Origin of the sequence: Paenibacillus aceti (genome assembly GCF_003614185.1) — a bacterium.
GTDB classification, from domain to species: domain Bacteria; phylum Bacillota; class Bacilli; order Paenibacillales; family Paenibacillaceae; genus Fontibacillus; species Fontibacillus aceti.
Map to the genome: position 1 here is coordinate 3061824 of NZ_KZ987724.1, position 1958 is coordinate 3063781.

Below are 1958 nucleotides of genomic sequence, written 5' to 3' on the forward strand. Positions count from 1 at the left end.
AATGGCTGGGGATATAGGATTCGAACCTATGAATGACGGAGTCAAAGTCCGTTGCCTTACCGCTTGGCTAATCCCCAATAATTCATATGGTGGAGGCTAACGGGATCGAACCGCTGACCCTCTGCTTGTAAGGCAGATGCTCTCCCAGCTGAGCTAAGCCTCCACATTTTGGTAGCATTAATGAAAATGGTGACCCGTAGGGGATTCGAACCCCTGTTACCTCCGTGAAAGGGAGGTGTCTTAACCCCTTGACCAACGGGCCATGATTAAATTTGGGGTCCCCAGAAAGTAATCGGAATATGCTTCGAAGCAAAACGTCACTTTCTGGGGATTTGACTCCCCGAACAGGACTCGAACCTGTGACAACTCGATTAACAGTCGAGTGCTCTACCAACTGAGCTATCAGGGAACACTGCTTGGCGGCTTCCTACTCTCCCAGGACCCTTCGGTCCAAGTACCATCGGCGCTAGAGGGCTTAACGGTCGTGTTCGGGATGGGTACGTGTGGAACCCCTCCGCCATCGCCACCAAACGTTCAAGGTTAATCCTTGAAAACTGGATACGAAACTCATTTGCATTTTAGATTTTTGGATAAGCCCTCGACCGATTAGTACCTGTCAGCTCCATACATTGCTGCACTTCCACCTCAGGCCTATCAACCTCGTCGTCTTCAAGGGGTCTTACTAATTGGGAAATCTCATCTTGAGGGGGGCTTCACGCTTAGATGCTTTCAGCGCTTATCCCTTCCGCACTTAGCTACCCAGCTATGCTCCTGGCGGAACAACTGGTGCACCAGCGGTGCGTCCATCCCGGTCCTCTCGTACTAAGGACAGCTCCTCTCAAATTTCCTACGCCCACGACAGATAGGGACCGAACTGTCTCACGACGTTCTGAACCCAGCTCGCGTACCGCTTTAATGGGCGAACAGCCCAACCCTTGGGACCTACTTCAGCCCCAGGATGCGATGAGCCGACATCGAGGTGCCAAACCTCCCCGTCGATGTGGACTCTTGGGGGAGATAAGCCTGTTATCCCCAGGGTAGCTTTTATCCGTTGAGCGATGGCCCTTCCATGCGGTACCACCGGATCACTAAGCCCGACTTTCGTCCCTGCTCGACTTGTCAGTCTCGCAGTCAAGCTCCCTTTTGCCTTTGCACTCTGCGAATGATTTCCAACCATTCTGAGGGAACCTTGGGGCGCCTCCGTTACTCTTTAGGAGGCGACCGCCCCAGTCAAACTGCCCGCCTGACACTGTCCCCGTACCGGGTCACGGTACTAGGTTAGAACTCCGACACGATCAGGGTGGTATCCCAACGGCGCCTCCACCGAAGCTGGCGCTCCGGCTTCCTAGGCTCCCACCTATCCTGTACAAATCGTATCAAAGTCCAATATCAAGCTGCAGTAAAGCTCCATGGGGTCTTTCCGTCTTGTCGCGGGTAACCTGCATCTTCACAGGTATTAAAATTTCACCGGATCTCTCGTTGAGACAGCGCCCAAGTCGTTACGCCATTCGTGCGGGTCAGAATTTACCTGACAAGGAATTTCGCTACCTTAGGACCGTTATAGTTACGGCCGCCGTTTACTGGGGCTTCGGTTCATAGCTTCGGGTTACCCCTAACCACTCCCCTTAACCTTCCAGCACCGGGCAGGCGTCAGCCCGTATACTTCGCCTTGCGGCTTCGCACAGACCTGTGTTTTTGCTAAACAGTCGCTTGGGCCTTTTCACTGCGGCCCCCTCGTGCTATTCACACTACCGGGGCACCCCTTCTCCCGAAGTTACGGGGTCATTTTGCCGAGTTCCTTAACGAGAGTTCTTCCGCGCGCCTTAGAATTCTCTTCTCGCCTACCTGTGTCGGTTTGCGGTACGGGCACCTTCACCTGGCTAGAGGCTTTTCTTGGCAGTGTGAGATCATGACCTTCGGTACTGTAAATTTTCCCTCCCCATCACAGCCCAGCCTTA

Annotated in this window: 4 tRNA genes, 1 rRNA gene and 2 other annotated features; all 5 genes read right to left on the reverse strand. The window is 53.6% G+C overall.

From position 1 onward, the window contains the following. Window positions 1-2 precede the first annotated feature (2 nt). Window positions 3-77 (reverse strand) — tRNA-Gln (locus tag BFJ94_RS13630). A gap of 10 nt (window positions 78-87) precedes the next feature. Beyond that, window positions 88-163, reverse strand: a tRNA-Val gene (locus tag BFJ94_RS13635). A gap of 24 nt (window positions 164-187) precedes the next feature. Continuing rightward, window positions 188-262, reverse strand: a tRNA-Glu gene (locus BFJ94_RS13640). 74 nt (window positions 263-336) lie between these two features. Then, window positions 337-409, reverse strand: a tRNA-Asn gene (locus tag BFJ94_RS13645). A gap of 5 nt (window positions 410-414) precedes the next feature. Then, a 5S ribosomal RNA gene (gene rrf, locus BFJ94_RS13650) occupies window positions 415-531 on the reverse strand. A gap of 67 nt (window positions 532-598) precedes the next feature. Next, window positions 599-1459 (reverse strand) — a sequence feature (23S ribosomal RNA rRNA prediction is too short). 9 nt (window positions 1460-1468) lie between these two features. Next, window positions 1469-1819 (reverse strand) — a sequence feature (23S ribosomal RNA rRNA prediction is too short). Between the last annotated feature and the right edge of the window lie 139 nt (window positions 1820-1958).